At 40.5% G+C, this 16,909-nt stretch carries 14 protein-coding genes; all 14 read left to right on the top strand.

Going from position 1 to position 16,909, the window contains the following annotated elements; translation table 11 throughout:
* Positions 1-112: 112 nt before the first annotated feature.
* Complete coding sequence (yycF, locus tag QE450_RS20085; RefSeq protein WP_273614278.1) at positions 113-841, top strand: response regulator YycF; 729 nt, start codon at positions 113-115, stop codon at positions 839-841.
* 1 nt (position 842) lies between these two features.
* Complete coding sequence (gene walK / locus QE450_RS20080) at positions 843-2,693, top strand: cell wall metabolism sensor histidine kinase WalK (RefSeq protein WP_273614277.1); 1,851 nt, start codon at positions 843-845, stop codon at positions 2,691-2,693.
* Positions 2,690-4,021, top strand: a complete 1,332-nt coding sequence (locus QE450_RS20075; RefSeq protein ID WP_301262514.1) for a YycH family regulatory protein — start codon at positions 2,690-2,692, stop codon at positions 4,019-4,021. Before walK ends, QE450_RS20075 begins: the two co-directional genes overlap by 4 nt.
* A gap of 66 nt (positions 4,022-4,087) precedes the next feature.
* Positions 4,088-4,789 carry a two-component system regulatory protein YycI gene (yycI, locus tag QE450_RS20070; protein WP_373462055.1) on the top strand — a complete coding sequence of 234 codons (702 nt, stop codon included), beginning with the start codon at positions 4,088-4,090 and terminating at the stop codon, positions 4,787-4,789.
* Between the two features lie 9 nt (positions 4,790-4,798).
* A complete protein-coding gene (locus QE450_RS20065) occupies positions 4,799-5,605 on the top strand; it encodes an MBL fold metallo-hydrolase (protein WP_204825770.1) in 807 nt (268 codons plus the stop codon).
* A gap of 87 nt (positions 5,606-5,692) precedes the next feature.
* A complete protein-coding gene (locus QE450_RS20060) occupies positions 5,693-6,946 on the top strand; it encodes a S1C family serine protease (RefSeq protein ID WP_307301659.1) in 1,254 nt (417 codons plus the stop codon).
* Between the two features lie 50 nt (positions 6,947-6,996).
* A complete protein-coding gene (locus QE450_RS20055) occupies positions 6,997-7,164 on the top strand; it encodes a CxxH/CxxC protein (protein ID WP_069326412.1) in 168 nt (55 codons plus the stop codon).
* A gap of 402 nt (positions 7,165-7,566) precedes the next feature.
* A complete protein-coding gene (locus tag QE450_RS20050; RefSeq protein ID WP_307301657.1) occupies positions 7,567-9,525 on the top strand; it encodes an acyltransferase family protein in 1,959 nt (652 codons plus the stop codon).
* A 710-nt stretch (positions 9,526-10,235) separates the two neighbouring features.
* A complete protein-coding gene (locus tag QE450_RS20045) occupies positions 10,236-11,669 on the top strand; it encodes a VanZ family protein (RefSeq protein WP_307301655.1) in 1,434 nt (477 codons plus the stop codon).
* Between the two features lie 86 nt (positions 11,670-11,755).
* On the top strand, positions 11,756-12,235 hold the full coding sequence (gene rlmH, locus QE450_RS20040) for a 23S rRNA (pseudouridine(1915)-N(3))-methyltransferase RlmH (protein WP_307301653.1): 480 nt from the start codon (positions 11,756-11,758) through the stop codon (positions 12,233-12,235).
* A 374-nt stretch (positions 12,236-12,609) separates the two neighbouring features.
* On the top strand, positions 12,610-13,260 hold the full coding sequence (locus QE450_RS20035) for a DUF2306 domain-containing protein (RefSeq protein ID WP_307301651.1): 651 nt from the start codon (positions 12,610-12,612) through the stop codon (positions 13,258-13,260).
* A gap of 255 nt (positions 13,261-13,515) precedes the next feature.
* Complete coding sequence (locus QE450_RS20030) at positions 13,516-13,794, top strand: hypothetical protein (protein WP_307301649.1); 279 nt, start codon at positions 13,516-13,518, stop codon at positions 13,792-13,794.
* Positions 13,795-13,855: 61 nt separating this feature from the next.
* Positions 13,856-14,575, top strand: coding sequence for an SDR family NAD(P)-dependent oxidoreductase (locus tag QE450_RS20025; RefSeq protein WP_307301647.1), 720 nt, complete (start codon positions 13,856-13,858; stop codon positions 14,573-14,575).
* A gap of 512 nt (positions 14,576-15,087) precedes the next feature.
* Positions 15,088-16,905 (top strand): hypothetical protein, encoded by a 1,818-nt coding sequence (locus tag QE450_RS20020; protein ID WP_307301645.1) that lies wholly within the window; start codon positions 15,088-15,090, stop codon positions 16,903-16,905.
* Positions 16,906-16,909 lie beyond the last annotated feature (4 nt).

Below are 16,909 nucleotides of genomic sequence, written 5' to 3'. Positions count from 1 at the left end.
AGCTGTATTTTTGTATATATCTATTGAAATTGCATAGTACTGATGATGTCGTGGAGTAAAGGGATATGTTAAAATAAAACCATAACAGGCAGGCATGGGGTGAATAATACAGATGCAAGGGAAAATTCTGGTTGTCGATGATGAACAACCGATCGCAGATATATTGAAATTTAATTTGGAAAAAGAAGGTTATGAAGTCATCTGTGCATTTGATGGAGTAACGGCTGTTGAATTAGCATTTGCAGAAGAACCGGACTTAATCTTATTGGATCTGATGTTGCCAGGAAAAGACGGGATGGATGTATGCCGCGAAATACGTACACGTATGCATATGCCTATTATTATGTTAACTGCTAAAGATGCTGAGATTGATAAAGTGTTAGGATTGGAACTCGGCGCAGATGATTATGTCACCAAGCCATTTAGCACGCGCGAATTGTTAGCACGTGTCAAAGCACAGATTCGTCGTCAGCAGAAATTAACAGCAGTACCAACTGCACCAGCTGCCAAAGAAGAAGAGAAAAAAGGGCTTCGATTGTTAGAGCTATTTATTGATACAGATATGTATATGGTCTATAAAGAAAATCAACCGCTTGATCTGACACACCGAGAGTATGAATTGGTGTATTATATGGCGAAAAATGCAGGTCGCGTCATGACGCGTGAGCATTTGCTTCAAGCTGTCTGGGGATTCGAATATTTTGGCGATGTCCGTACAGTCGATGTTACGATTCGTCGATTACGTGAAAAGATCGAAGACGATCCCAGTAAGCCCGAATACATTTTAACGCGTCGTGGTCTTGGTTATATGATGCGTAGTCCAAAATCAGGAGGACTATAACGTGAAGCGCAGATTTCCGTTGCTTCCAGGGTTCAGCCGTACGATTCAAGCACGGCTGATTATTATTTATGTACTGCTTATTTTGATTGCGATGCAGTTGATTGGCGTCTATTTTGTGAGCGCGATGAAAAACTCGTTAACCAGTAATTTTACACAGGATCTACAAGAACGTGCTGAATTGCTATCGGTACTTGCAGCAGATAAATGGTCGGGTAGTGGTGAAGCAGGTTCTAATGCGATCAATGATCTAAAGTTGATGGTTGATAATCTATACAATATGAGTGGCACAGAGATTCAAGAAATTCAGGTACTGGATATCAGTGGTCGGGTCGTTATTTCCTCCTTACAATCAGGTGCCGATCTGGAAGGTCGTCGTAATACACAAACCGTAGTTAGTCGTGCATTACAAGGAATAAGCGATAATGAAGAATATATTATTGATGAGACAGGAGAGCGCAAGCGTGTTGTTGCCAAGCCAGTAATTAGCGGTGGCAAAACAGTAGGTGCTGTCTATATTGTTGCTTCTATGAAAGAATTGTACAGCACGATGAAGCGTATCAATGGTATTTTCTTGTCCGGTATTTTGATTGCGCTCGCTTTAACAGCTGTGCTTGGAGTGATTCTAGCACATACGATCACACAACCGATCAAAGAAATGACCCGCCGAGCCAAAGAAGTAGCAGAGGGGAATTTTGATCATCAGATGACTGTTTATAGCGATGATGAGATCGGTCAGCTAAGTGAAGCATTTAATTATATGACCAGTCGTTTGCGAGATGCACTTGCGCAGAATGAAGAAGAAAAAGATAAACTGGCTTCGATATTGAAAAATATGAGTGATGGCGTTGTAGCTACAGACGAACAAGGTCGCGTTATTTTACTTAATCGAGTTGCTGGAACGATGATGAATGTTAGTGAAGAAGAGATTGTAGGTAAAGAGTTAGCAGACCTTTTGCACCTGCCTGAAAATGAACGTACCAAATTGTTAAACGGCACACTTCGCCGTACAGTGCTCAAATTAGGCGAAGAATATGAAGGTAATTCTTCGATTGTACGTGTTACCTTTAGCCCGATCCATCGCCGTAAAGAAAGCATTACCGGTATTATTGCCGTATTGCAAGATGTAACAGAGCAAGAAAAGTTAGAAGGCGCTCGGCGTGAATTCGTAGCCAATGTATCGCATGAATTACGTACTCCGCTGACTACGATTAAAAGTTACACGGAAGCATTGGAAGATGGAGCGCTAGAAGAACGTGCGCTGGCAGAACGATTTATCGGTGTAATCCAAAATGAAACGCAACGTATGATTCGGCTAGTCACTGACTTGCTTCATTTATCACGCTTAGATTCTAGCGAAGCGATGTTACGCAAGCAGCGTACGGATGTGCGAGAGCTGTTAGAAGATACGATTGATCGCTTTTCTGTACAAATGCAGCAAAAAGATATTCAATCGGCTACTGATCTGGATATTGATGTCGGCAGTGTATGGATAGATCGAGATCATATGGATCAAGTACTCGATAATCTAGTCTCTAATTCGTTAAAATACACACCGGATGGTGGTAAAGTGACACTGGGTGCTTATAGTACAGAAGATGGTATGGTTGCGATAACGGTTACCGATACAGGTATCGGGATTCCGAAGCAAGACTTGGATCGGATATTCGAACGCTTTTATCGAGTAGACAAAGCACGTTCTCGCAATATGGGAGGAACCGGACTCGGACTTTCTATTGCCCGGGAAATGGTGCTTGCTCATGAAGGTCATATTTCCCTTGAATCAGAGTTCGGGCAATGGACCAAAGTCACTGTTACGCTACCTTTGCATGAAGAAGGAGATGGAGTACATTGAGAGAAAATATCAAATCCATCTTACTTGTAGGCTTAATCGTAGTCAGTCTGGTACAGAGTTATTACCTGATTTACCGAATGCCTGGAGCAGATTCGGTGGCTAATTCGGAAGCTAGCTATGTGCAGACTGAAGATATGGGGCCACGGACTACGATTGAAAATACTATTTTTCCAGATCAGATGATTGTGCATCTTAAAAATAATAAACACACGGTATTCTATCCAGCATCATCGAATTACAATGCGATCTATAGCCGTCTAAAAGGTAGCAATTTTAGCCAGTTTAGACGATTATCAGTGCAGACGGTTAATTGGAATGAAATTCGTAATGATGCCGGGTTAGAAATGACATTCAGTAGCGGAATCCCTGTAAGTCTGTTGGAACGCACACTGGATATTAGTCCAGACTCGTTATTTGAAGGCGATACTGTTAACCGAATCTGGATCTATAACACAACGAACAGTACCAAACCACGCGCTTTCTTTTTTAGTGCTAGTGGAGATGTAGTCTATGAAGCCACAGATATGGCATGGACGAATACAGATATTCAGCAGATGATGATAATGAGTACAGATTCGATCAATTACCTTTATCAAACAGATGGTTATTATATTCCGCAGACAGCGCTGAATATTCAATCACTGACACTTAAGCTTGAAATGTATACAACAGAACAGATGCAGCGTAATCTGTTTTTTGATCCAGGAGCAACACGTAATATTAATGAAGAAAATGGAACCGAAATTTATACCGATAGCAAGCGCAGTCTACAGGTCGATACCAAGCAGAAATGGATGACCTATACCGATCCGACAGCACCAACAACAGGAACGAACAATGTTTCGGATAATGTATTATCTGCGATCGATTTTGTTAATCAACATGGTGGATGGCCGGGATCCTATATGCTGATGATGGATAATAACACAAATGATGATAAAGAGTTTATTTTCCGCCAGTATATTCAGTCGTATCCGATTGTAGATACCGACAAATTAAAATTCGGCTATATGAAGCTTGTAATGGAGCATGGCACAGTATCTTCTTATGAACGTTCGATGTTGTATACCGGTACTAACAATCCGCCAATCAATGAATCGAATATTACACGAGCCAAAGTGATATCATTACCGGGCGGCAAAGCATTACAGAACTTGATCAAAGCACAGATTCCTGCTGATCAGATGATTCGTAATATTTATCCAGCATATCGTCCTACACTTGGTAATGGAGTGATTGTGCTGAGTCCGGTATGGATGGTTAAATTGCAAGATGGCAAAAGTATTGTACTGAACTCAAGCAATACGAATACAAGTATGAAAAAATGAACATGATTTGGGAGGTCCACGATGGATTGGGGAAGAGCAAAAAGCGTACTGATCTGTGCTTTTTTATTGCTAAACGTTTTACTGGGATACCAGTTGTGGGTGGATGTACGTGATCAAGCCCAATCCAATCTGGACTTTACCTCTTTAAGCGATAACGCGCAGCAAGCGATGGAAGAGAAACATATTCAGGTCACCGCACAGATTCCAAGAGACACACCTATTTTGTCCAAAATCATTTACCAGTATAACGGGCAAGATGTTATAGAGACTCCGATTAAGCTGAAAAGCTCTGTCGATAGTCAATTAATCTTTAATGAAGACGAATTACGTAATCAATTAGCAGACGAAATTCCTGATATCGAAAATTATCGGTATGATCCGTTAGTGAGCGAAGAAAGTGTATTTATGCTTCATCCGCTTATTAATAGTGATCTTCCTCTATTTAATATGAATTTACAGTTGTATTATAGTAATCAGAAGATTACTTCGTATACAGAGCCTCAATGGACAGTAAGTGCCAATCAAGATCAACCGAAGCAAGAAATTATCTCTGCATCGAATGCTCTTGGAAGCTTAATTGAAAAAGAAATACCCGAAAGTTCGGTAGTGAAAGATATAGCGCTCGGCTTTTACGGGCAGACACTGGATAGTACGCATCAGCTCGCTGTACCGGTATGGCGTATTGCTCTAGATAGTGGAGCTTTTTATTATGTACAAGCAATAAATGGAGAAGTGATTGTTCCTCCAGCGGCAGAAAATAAGGAGTAGAGTAGACACATGGGAATACAGTTTACAGTCTTATCAAGTGGATCAACAGGCAATGCGACTATTGTTCAAAATAAAGATGCAACCATCCTGATCGATGCTGGATTGAGTGCACGTCGAATCGGTGAATTATTACAAGAACGTGATCTTACCGGTGAACAGATTCATGGAATTCTGATTACACATGAACATTCTGATCATATTAAAGGATTAGGAGCTGTTGCTCGAAAATACGAATTACCGATCTATGCAAATGAAAAAACATGGGGCGCGATGGAACGTTCGATCGGCAAATTGTCACCAGAGCAAAAACAAATTATGCAAACAGGCGATCATCTTACCTTCGGTTCGATGCGGATTGAATCGTTCGGGATCTCGCATGATGCGGCAGAGCCTGTAGGTTATTTTTTTACAGATGGGGATGAAAAGTTAAGTCTGGCTACCGATCTTGGATATGTAAGCGATAAAGTCATGCAAAGTATTGCCGGTTCTGATGTATTAGTGCTTGAAGCTAATCATGATATTGAAATGCTACGGATGGGCAGATATCCATGGAATACCAAACGACGGATTCTTAGCGATATCGGTCACTTATCGAATGATGCAGCAGGCGAAGCATTAAGTGAACTACTTACACGCAAAACCAAGCGTACTTATCTTGCTCACTTGAGTCGAGATCACAATATGATGGAACTTGCCAAGCTAACAGTACGTGATGCAATGGAGAGTAGAGGCTGCTTTTATAAAGATCACGAATTTAAGCTATGTGAAACATATTATGATCGTCCAACACCATGGGATATTATAAGCGACAAATAAATTCAGTTTCAGAAAATGGTTATTTTTGGTAAAATTGAAATCATATAATTAATCTGATTAGCATAGACAAGCAAAGGGGCGATCAGCATGAGCTTATTTGATGATGATTTCTACAACACCAAAGTATCACGGCGATCCAAACGTAAAATGTCTGTGCCATTTTCATCTTATCGAAATCGTTCCTTAGCTGGACGTTCCAGATCGTCATCTACGATTAAAGTAATAGCGATTAGCTCGATCAGTAGTGCAGTAACAGTAATAGCGATCATCAGCTTATTCGGATGGTATAGCACCAACTCCTCTTCTTCTGTTGTCGCTAGCAGTATCGTTCCTACAACGACTCAACAAACAGACGGTAATCCATATGAACAGTTAATTCATGTCGCTAATGAAGTACGTCCGGCGATGGTGAGTATTGTGAATTATCAAGATGAGTCGTCTACATTGAATGAGTCTGCACTTGGATCAGGCGTTATTTTCCGCAAAGAAGGCAGTAAAGCTTATATCGTCACCAATAATCATGTCATTCAAGACGCAGATCAAGTCAAAACAGTGCTAAGCGATGGAACCACATTAGCGGCGACTGTTGTAGGTACAGACTTTATAAGCGATATTGCTGTGCTGTCGATTAGCAGTAAAAATATCGATACGATCGCTCAATTAGGCAACTCGGATCAGCTTCAATTAGGCGAGACTGTGATGGCTATTGGCAATCCACTAGGATTTAATGGTACGATGACATCAGGAATTATTAGCTACAACAATCGTCTGATTCCAGTATCGCTTAATCAAGACGGTACGTATGATTGGGAACAAAATGTGATTCAGACCGATGCCGCGATCAATGAAGGCAATAGTGGCGGAGCATTGGTCAATTTGAACGGACAAGTGATCGGCATCAATACGATGAAAATCTCGGATACCGGTGTCGAAGGACTGGGATTTGCAATTCCGATCAATGAAGTCATGAAGAATGTCGATCTTTTGATTAAAAATGGTAAAATTAGCCGTCCATACCTGGGCGTATATACAACAGACTTTGATAATAAAAACGCATATCGTTTGTTCGATGAACAAGAAAAAGATTACAAAAAGCCAGAGTTACCGAAAGGGGTAACCGATGGCATTATTGTCGTCGAAGCTAGTGGACCTGCCAAAGAAGCAGGGATACTTGCCGATGATATTATCGTGCAGTTGGATCAACAAAAAATCACTTCTACACTTGATTTACGCAAGTATTTGTATAATCATAAGAAAGTCGGTGATTCGCTTGAGATCACCTATTATCGGGATGGCGTGAAGAAGGATATTACTCTTCAACTTCTGTCCAAGCCTGATTGATCTACTTGCCGATATAGATATTGAACCAGTAAAGGAGCTTGACCCTATTGATGTATGTCGTATGTAAAGAACACATTGAAAAAGCATTGGAAGAATTCGTAGATGAATTGGAAGAAGCACCGGATGTTGTCGATCTAAAAGAGACCGAATTTTCGGACTGGGACCCGCCTGCAAAATGTAGTTATTGCGAACAACATGCTGAATTTTTGGTGGTCTAACCAGAGCAGGTAACAAGATCGCAACTATTATACAGTGACTTAGGTATTCATGAAATGGCGTTGTATAGAGAGAAATAAAGTGAATGTAATCATGAATTTATAACTAACAGGCATTCTAACCAGCACGTACAGATCATGAACGGATCAAAAGGGGGAGGAACCGTAAGCGCGGTTCCTTATTTCCTTTGGTCTGAACAGAGTGTATGTGCTTTTTATATGAGGCATAACATTTTATATTTTGACGTTACTGTCATTATTTTTTAACTTTGCTGAGATTCTCTGAATAGCGTACTTCTATATAATAAAAGAATAGAAAATGGGTAAATAAATGAGGAACATGTACAGAAAGGGTAGAAGAAATGAATAACATCTGGGCACTTTTACATAAGGGGCGGTTACGTCATGTCTAAACCGCTTCAACAGCACCGTTACATGTCAGGACTGGATGGGTTACGTGCTTTTGCTGTAATGGCAGTAGTATTGTATCACCTTAATATAGATTGGGCGCCCGGTGGATTACTAGGTGTCGGTATATTTTTTGTATTATCCGGTTATCTCATCACAGATATTCTTGCAGGGCAATGGGAACGTCATCATCGATTCGATCTAGTCGACTTCTGGATTAGACGCGCAAGACGCTTATTACCTGCTATGTTCGCAATGATCATCTTGGTCGTATTATGGTGTCTGGTCGTAGATCATTCACGTCTGCCAGCACTGGCTGGAGATGTACCTGCGGCATTATTTTATGTCAGCAACTGGTGGTTTATTTTCCATAAAGTATCGTATTTTGAAAGCTTCGGCCCGGCTTCACCACTCGGTCATCTGTGGTCGCTGGCTGTCGAAGAACAATTCTATCTAATCTGGCCATTGCTACTTGCATTAGGGCTGAAATTCCTACCGAAACGTGTCAATCTAGCAGGTTGGATTCTGAGTCTAGCTGCAATCTCAGCACTGTTAATGGCTGTATTATATGAACCGGGTAGCGATCCTAGTCGTGTCTACTATGGAACAGATACACGTATCTTTGCACTATTGATCGGAGCGGCGCTTGCGATTGTATGGCCAAGTGCCAAGCTCAAAGCTCGCGTCTCTTCTCAAGCACGTACCGTATTGGATGTTGTCGGTGTCGTGACGTTATTCGTACTGGGCTGGATGATCTGGCATACGAATGAATATCAGCCATTTCTATATCGTGGTGGAATGGTGCTGATCGCCATCATCACAGCACTACTGATTGCCACATTGGCTCATCCAGCAAGTCGCCTTGCGATTGTGCTCGGATGCAAGCCTTTACGCTGGTTAGGTAAAAGATCTTATGGACTGTATCTGTGGCATTTCCCGGTGATCACACTCTCGACTTCACAGATCAGTACAACAGAACCTTCGATTATCAAAAGTATTGTACAAGTAGCCGTCAGTCTAGCCCTTGCAGAGTTATCGTGGCGATATATAGAACAACCGATTCGATACAACGGCTTCCGCAGTATTCGTCTCAAATATCGGTTACAGCATATGGGATCTAGAGTATGGTTGCATGGAGCTGTCATTCTGGTCGTATTCGTCCTAGCTTCAACAGCAATCAGTCATCTTATCTCTAATAATGAAGATACAGCTATCGCACAACATGCAGCGCAACCTTCAGCAACGGTGATCACACCTGCGCCTAAAAATGTATCTTCTCATTCAGCAACAACGGATCATACCAATCCAGAATCATCCGCTACAGGAGATTCAACCGATCCGTCCAAAGAAAGTTCAACAGCAACTACAGAAGATTCACCAGAAAGTAAGCAACCAACAACAGAAACTAGTAAAACAGGTACTGAAGAAAAAAAATCAAATTCTACGCATAAAGAACCGGTTAAAACGACAGAAGTTGATACCATTTCTGGCAAAGGTATCAGCGCAATCGGCGATTCTGTGATGTTAGATGTCGCTCCTTATTTGAGCGAAGCGATGCCTGGCATTGTAATCGATGGCAAAATTGGTAGACAGTTAACCGAAGCATCAGCAGTCGTCCAACAGCTTTCACGTAACGGACAACTGGGTCACAAAGTGATCTTAGAACTTGGAACGAATGGATCATTTACCAAAGAGCAACTAGACGATCTGCTCGCTGATCTGAAAAGCGATAGTGTGAAGAAAATTATTGTAGTGAATACACGTGTTCCTCGCCCATGGGAAAGTGTAGTCAATCAGGCACTCAGTGATGCCGCCGCAGAAGATTCACGCATTACAATTATCGACTGGTATTCCGCCAGTGCTGGACAAGATTCCTATTTTGCTCCAGATGGTGTCCATTTGAATCCATCCGGTGCACGAGCATATGCGGCATTAGTCGTCAAAGCATTAAAATAGATATATGGAACAAAAAGGAAATAAATCCATTATTATTTTAAAAAGGTATTCACAACCTATTACTAAATGCCGATAAAAGAAAAGATGGCTTCATAAGTGCTCCCTGCATGCCGACTGAGATACAGTTAGCGTGCGGGGAGTTTTCAATTTATCCGAGTATTCAGATGAGTAGAATAATCAGCCTATACATATAAGTAGCAAAAGGATATCTAAAGGAAAACGTTATGCGTATACAAATGATTAATGATTATAAGTATTGTTTCTTGTATTAGAAAGTCTTAAGTACGACATTTTGTATAGAGCCCAAATGCCCCATGAAGATGATTAACAGTACAACTTTAACTAAACTAAAATAAATTTACTAATATCAGAAACATGAATCCATTTTACGGATTGAAATCTTCGCTTTGTATCATCAACAGACTATACAGCTCTGAAATGTTCGAAATTAGAAGCCTTATTCTTTGCGGAATAGGCTTTTTTTATTTTGGATATGAATTGAAGTTGCTCTAGATGAATGTACTTACGTGTATACTTCATTTTTCAAAATAAAGACTACCAGCTACCGTACTGGATCGCTAGCTGTGATCACGGTAGTACGGAAGCATCTAGTCATTTTTTTGTACACGTTGTTACAAAATACGAGTAAGCAGTGTCTTCCTTGTGGCAAAACGTATTATTCATACAGCCAAAATGAAGGGAGTACACACATGGATATTCAAGGGATACTTGGCGCGCTGTTACCACTTCTACCAAAGGTAATCATTATAGCGTTAGTGCTTTTAGGCGTTACCTTCTTTTTTTATGTTCTATATCGAAAAAGAGGTGGCAAGAGAAAGTTCTCAGTCACACAGTTTACCGCAGGTTATTTGCTCATTATGTGGTTTGGCTTGGTTATGATGTTAACTACATTCAGCAGAGGGGAAAACTTTGAGGGATGGGTGAATTTTCGACTGTTTAGCGGCTATCTGAGTGCGTGGAATCAATGGTCTCTCAGCGAGCTTCAACTCATTATTTTTAATATGATGATGTTTATGCCACTTGGATTTTTACTGCCACTGCTGAGCATTCGAACGCGGCGTTTTACTCCTGTGCTAGTGATTTCTCTAATCGTAACTATTGGTATTGAGTTGACTCAGGTGCTTAGCAAAAGGGGTATTTTTGAGTTAGACGATATTTTTCACAACACACTAGGCAGTATAGCAGGCTACTTGATCATGCAGGCTATTCTAACCAGTGTGAATCAGCGAAAGCTAGACTTCAAATCGACAGGGCTTGCGCTGTGCATTCCCATAGCGTTTGTTCTATTGTTTACCGGTGCGTTAGCTGTCTATCAGGCAAAAGAGTTGGGTAATCTCTCAATTCGACCAGCAATCAAGCAGAATATGGATGGGGTCGAAGTTAATATAGCTACCAAGCTTCCAGAGAAGGCGGAGCCAGTTTCACTCTATGTTAATCATAGGATTTATAATCTGGAGTATGGTAAGCATATCACTGCGCTTATTCAACCATCTTTCCATCTTCAGCAGAAGCAAGGAAAACGAGTGGATGGAATGAATCGAATATGGTCATTTACCGATAGTAACGGCAACTCGTATATGTTCAACTATAACGTGCAGGATGGTGTATGGCAGTTGTATAATGCGAGTGGTGAAGAGGTTAAGCTTAGTAAGGAAGAACTAACAACGCAAAGAGAGTTCTACGAAAAATGGATGCTGGACAATGATATGTTGCCTGCTGATACCGTATTTAGCATACAGAACGAGAATACGCTGAGATGGGATATCCAAAAATCAGTGGATGCTGTTGCAAAGGACGAAAAGGATTTTGCCGACGGCATGATTATGATTATACCTTCTGCTGCTGATCAGCAGGCGCCTCGTGATTTATTTGATGCGATGAATAAGAATGAGTATGTACGTAAAGTAGACGTAATAAGTCCGGCACAAGCATATGCGTACATCCTTCAAGGGGATTTCTATATGTATAATCATCTGAAGAAAGGCGACGTGCTAACTGTTGAGAAATATGAGCTTGCATATAACTATGATTCGAAAGGATATTACCAACCGGTGTATCGCTTCATTGGAAAGGTGAACAAAGAACAGTGGGAAACGCTTGTACCCGCAATGTCTATTTCTTAAGGGGGATGCTTGCCCAGGGCTAGATAGTGTACACTTAACAGTAAACAGGCTCACGATCAGCCAAAGGATAGTCAAAGGAGAACGTTATGCATATACAGATTATTGGGGTCGGCAAATTAAAAGAAAAATACCTAGTACAAGGAATCGCCGAATATAGCAAAAGATTAACGCCCTATATCAAATTCCAGACGATTGAAGTGAACGATGAAAAAGCACCGGATACGTTAAGCGATGCCGAAGTACGGATTGTGAAAGACAAAGAAGGCGAACGGATACTATCTCAGATCAAGCTAGATGCGCATGTGATTGCGTTGACATTAGACGGGAAGCTATGGAGTTCGGAAGATCTAGCAAGTGAACTGGATCGGCTAGGGACGTATGGTAGCAGTCATGTGGTGTTTGTGATCGGTGGGAGTCATGGGCTTGGGGACGAGGTATTGAAAAGGGCGCAACAGAAGTTATGCTTTGGACGGATGACGTTACCACATCAGTTGATGAGGTTGGTGCTCGTGGAGCAGGTGTATCGGGCGGTGAAGATTAATCGCGGGGAGCCGTATCATAAGTAGGGTGAACTTTGGAGAAATGTCGCACAGATAGCGACTGCCAAATAGGCTAGAATTATTATTCTTACTAAAAAAAGCCCGCCAACTAGAGATATCATAAGGTGGCGCCAGGAACAGTAGCAGTTGAAGTAAAACGCATACGTAAATACTTATTTTCAATTTCCGCAGGCATGGAGCCTAGCGGATTTTTCTTTATGAAGCGGCGGAATCTGTTGAATTAGGCAAAGACTCCGACAGAAAAGGCAAAGACCGCAGTATTCAATCGCCTATACTTAGAGTAAATATCCTACCGATAGGAAAGAAGCTTTTTGAAAATGCGTGTATTAGTTGGAGCGACAGGCTTAATGGGCATACAACAACAGAGGAGGGTCATTCAGATGGGAAATAAAATAATTAGGGGACTTGTGTTCATTCTCGCAATTTCGATTGCCGGATATGCTATTGTGCAGTATGGCTTTCTCAACGCTAGTAATGCTGGGCTTGTCTCGTTCAAATTGCAAAAACCGAATTTTGAACTTCAACCATGGATATACGTGCTATACACCCATATTTTTACCGCGATATTTGCTTTGATTATAGGACCCTTTCAATTATTTATAAAGCCAACTAATGGCAGAAAACGTTGGCATCGCCTATTAGGATATGCATATGTTCTTTCGATTACAGTGAGTGGGATCGTGAATGTGTATTTATCTATTTTTGCGACAGGAGGTTGGATTTCCTCGCTTGGGTTCATGTCGCTCGATGTACTCTGGGTGGCGACTACGTTTATGGCAACGAGAAAAATTCTGGTCAAAGACATCCAAGCTCATAAAGTATGGATGCTTCGTAGTTATGCACTGACGTTTTCGGCGGTTACGCTTCGCATCTTGTTAGCACCGTTGATTTTTCTGCTTGGCGATTTCGAGGCAGCGTTTCGGGTTGTCGCTTGGCTTTGTTGGATTCCTAATCTGCTCGTCATAGAAGTCGTGATTTCCAGAATGAGGTTACGGCGACAACAAGGACTTACAACTGTTACGCCAAAATAATCCGTAAAACTGCGCATCCATAGCGCAGTTTTATTTTGTGTACGGTGGAATAAGTATCTTGCATAAGGGTAGATGTAAGTAAACGTTCATTCGTTGGTGGAAGATTGATGTAAATACTTATCCAAGTACAACCACTGATATTGTAGTAATGTTGTGTTCATTTGTATGCGTAAACTAAATCAGTGTATAATACCTACTAAAATATGGGGTACGTATATCCTATACTGCTATTTAATTAAAGAATGGGTGAAAACGATGAGTATCCGATACACCGACTATGTACGTATGAAAACAGGTCAATATCAGTCTGTAGGAAAATTTAGCGATGATATTTATGTATTTGAGATGTTAACAGGTATAACCGACACTTCAGAGTTTCATCAGATTTCGAAGGAAGAGTTCGATTCATTTGAAGTCTGGTCTGAAGATGCACCAGAGTATCCCAAAACATATGAAATCCTTGCACGTCCTGTGCTCTGTAGTGGATATTTGGGAAAAGCGTATTTAGATGCTTCGTTGCTTCGCGATATGTAAATGGTTAAAATGATCTTTAATCATAAGCCATAAAAAATAATCTCGAAAGGATACATACGTTATGAAAAATTTTATTATTTTTGGAGCCAGTAAAGGATTAGGGGAAGCCTTTGTTAATGGACTACCCGAAAAAGGTGATCGTGTATGGGTGGTTTCTAGAACGTATCCTAATAGTTTAGATGTTGAAGATGGTATTGAAAAACATTGGATTGAAGCTGATTTGGCGAAACCTGATGCAAGCACTCTGATTGCGAATACACTAAATAACGTTACCTTAGATGTATTGATATACAATGTAGGCATATGGGAGAGCAAAGGGTTCAGAGACGACTATAATTTTGAAAACGATGATCCCACTGAAATTGCGAACATTATCCATATCAATGTGACTTCTACAATTACCTGTATACAGAAGCTTTTACCGAATCTGAAAAAGTCAGATAACGCCAAGATTTTCTTAATTGGTTCTACAGCAGGGCTGGAGCATAATGATTTTACACAAGTCTCATTTACAGCTTCTAAGTTTGGTTTGCGTGGTATTGGCAATTCGATAAGAGAGCATGTGAAGAAATACGGAATCGGTGTCACTTGTATAAATCCGGGTGAGATCGCCACCCAAATTCCGTTAGAAGATGGAATAGAAAAAGTATTGTCTACATATGGTGGAACCCAGATTCCCCTTCAAGATTTGGTTTCTTTAGTCAAATGCGTGATGAATCTGTCCAAAGCTTCTTGTGTCAAAGAAATCAACATGCCAGCAATGTTAGATAGTAACGGTTAATTGGCTCTAAGGAGAAAGATCTTACGATAAAATTGAAATTCTTTTTAAACAAGCCACTCTGTACTTAGGAGTGGTTTTTATTTTATGTGTAGATATGAACGTTATAGTTGGATGTTAATTTGGTTTGGATGTACAGCAGTAAATCGTATTAAGTGATGCATAAGCAAGTATTTTGAAAGACAAAGAAGGTGAGCACATCCTGAGTCACATCAAGCCCGACGGCAAAATGTGGAGTTTGGAAGACTTGACTTCCGAACTCGATCTACTGGGCACCTATAGCAACAGCCACGGTGGAATTAGCGATCACTTCCTGAAGCGCGCCCAGCAGGAGTTGTGCTTCGGTCGTTGAAGATTAATCAGGGGAAAACGTATCATAAGTAGGGCGAAATTTAAAAGTAAGCATCAACAAAATAAAGTTGCATCTTTACAAAGTGTGAACGTAAGTTTATAATCCTGTTAACAACGCTCACAAATTATTTTAATGATGACAACTTTTTTTAGGGGGGATGAATTTGACAGATCAAATTCGAATTGAAGACATTGCCGGGGTTAAGGAAATTGCAGAGTTAATAGGGATAAGTACTGCCGGTTTATCAAATTTAAGAAACCGATATGATGATTTTCCTGAACCCATTAAAAATTTAGCGGCTACTCCTTTGTTTATGATCAGCGAGGTAGAATCATGGATGGAGGCACACGGTCGTGAAGGGGTACGGCGTTTTTTGCCCAACCCTAAGTCCGGACGTTTTAAAGTGCTAGCTGTTTGTGGTCGTCCACGTGTAGGCAAAAGCTTTCTGATTTCAATGTTTTCCAGTGACACTTACGGTTACCGCATAGCATGTAGTCGTGAGGGAGATGACTTTACACAATGTGAGGTGCAAAATGTAATTTCGGAAAGTTTGGATGAAGGTTTTGCTGTTTTTCATTCAACGGATGAGACAATGAATGGAATGAAGTCTCCTCTTACCCCTGAAAGACTGACTAGATTTTTAGATGAAGTAAATGATTATTTAAAAGAGTGTCGTGAAAATGGATGGAATGGTGAAAAAGGAGAAAACTATCACTATATTGAGATCTTCTCTCGTCCTAGCGAGTTTGCTAGACAAATTATGCGTACTAATAATCTAGATTACCTCATTATCACAGATACTCCTGGAGTTGCTGAAAATTACGGGGTGGTTCCAGTTGAGAAAGCAGACCTTGTATTATTTGTATTAGCTGATAGTGGTATGAGTGAAGCTAATAAGAGTTTCGCCAAATTAGTCGAAGCAATGGCTCCACTAGTAGCATCTAGTAAAGCTTGTTTTTTGTATCGTACTAATTCAAGCTGTGATGATGAGGAAGAATATAGCCAAATGCAAGAAGCAGCCGAAAGAGCTATGAAGCGGTTCGAGGAGTGTTTTACAGGCCTTAAAGGCCGAATCATCGAATCTTCCTTGGATGTTTTACAGCCAGGAGAATCAGTATTAGGTATCCCCATTATGAAGGAGAAAAAGAATACACAGTCTGAAATTATGTTTCATAAACGATTCGGCGCAAAAATTTGTCAAGCATTTCAAGCAGAAGATCTTACAGGTTTGAAGGATAAACTATCAACTACTATTCAAGAGGAGTCTATTTCCTTGAAATCAGTTATTGAATTTATTACATACCTTCTCGAAGGAATTTCTTCTGTAGAAGGTTCAAAAAACCATAGCAATTATTTTCCTCGTTTTAAAGGTTCAAAACATAATCGAGTCATGACAGTTGATGGCTATCGACTTTTAATGGCGGCACAAAATACTTGTAGAAGTCAATTAAAATTCTTGTATGATTATTTCTCAGGCTTTACTAGCGAAAGGTTTCCACTACTTTGGCAGCAGAATTGCATTAAGTATACTTACAATGCTTTGACTAAGGGCATAAAGACAGACACAGGGATTGGATATGGTGGACACCCTTTTGAAGATCGACCACCTGTAACAATGTTAACTACTGAAGCTATTTTAGCAGAAGAATTGTTAGTTGCTTTTAAGGACGTAAGCAATAAAAACATGAATCACACGTACAGAAAAGTCTTTGAAGAAAATGGAGTTAGAAGTAACTCTTGGGATTATGTTTCTGTAACACCTGAGGGCGATGGACTAAAGAAACTAGAAATCATTAGGGAAACAGGTCTTCGTGGTCGATATTCGGATTCATTATTTGAACTAGTTAATAATTGTTATATCGGTGGAATGCAAAAGCTAGCTGAATACAAAGTGTGGTTGACTATACTTAGTGCTAAAGGAATTTCTTATGAAAATGCCGAAATAGAAGCCATGAAGGCAATAAATACAACGGGTTTTTGATTTC

This window comes from Paenibacillus sp. SORGH_AS_0306 (assembly GCF_030819345.1).
GTDB classification, from domain to species: domain Bacteria; phylum Bacillota; class Bacilli; order Paenibacillales; family Paenibacillaceae; genus Saccharibacillus; species Saccharibacillus kyungheensis.
Note: the sequence above shows the minus strand (reverse complement) of the source record. Positions and strands in the feature narration are given on the sequence as shown.